We start from the raw sequence: 260 nt of genomic DNA, 5'->3' as shown, positions 1-260 counted from the left end.
TGGGGTATAGCCAAGCGGTAAGGCAACGGGTTTTGATCTCGTCATGCGTTGGTTCGAATCCAGCTACCCCAGCCATTAAAATACAATTTAGGAAAGGCTATGTAGCTCAGTTGGTTAGAGCACATCACTCATAATGATGGGGTCACTAGTTCGAATCTAGTCATAGCCACCAATTTTAATGTATTGGGGTATAGCCAAGCGGTAAGGCAACGGGTTTTGATCTCGTCATGCGTTGGTTCGAATCCAGCTACCCCAGCCAT

3 tRNA genes are annotated in these 260 nt (G+C 46.5%); all 3 read left to right on the top strand.

Annotated elements, in window-relative coordinates:
• The 3 genes from AYW76_RS18770 to AYW76_RS18760 all read left to right on the top strand — a co-directional run bounded on the left by AYW76_RS18770 (position 1) and on the right by AYW76_RS18760 (position 259).
• Positions 1-75 (top strand) — tRNA-Gln (locus AYW76_RS18770).
• A 20-nt stretch (positions 76-95) separates the two neighbouring features.
• A tRNA-Met gene (locus AYW76_RS18765) sits at positions 96-172 on the top strand.
• 12 nt (positions 173-184) lie between these two features.
• A tRNA-Gln gene (locus AYW76_RS18760) sits at positions 185-259 on the top strand.
• Position 260 lies beyond the last annotated feature (1 nt).

Source organism: Marinomonas gallaica (genome assembly GCF_001639745.1).
Taxonomy (GTDB): domain Bacteria; phylum Pseudomonadota; class Gammaproteobacteria; order Pseudomonadales; family Marinomonadaceae; genus Marinomonas; species Marinomonas gallaica.
Note: the sequence above shows the minus strand (reverse complement) of the source record. Positions and strands in the feature narration are given on the sequence as shown.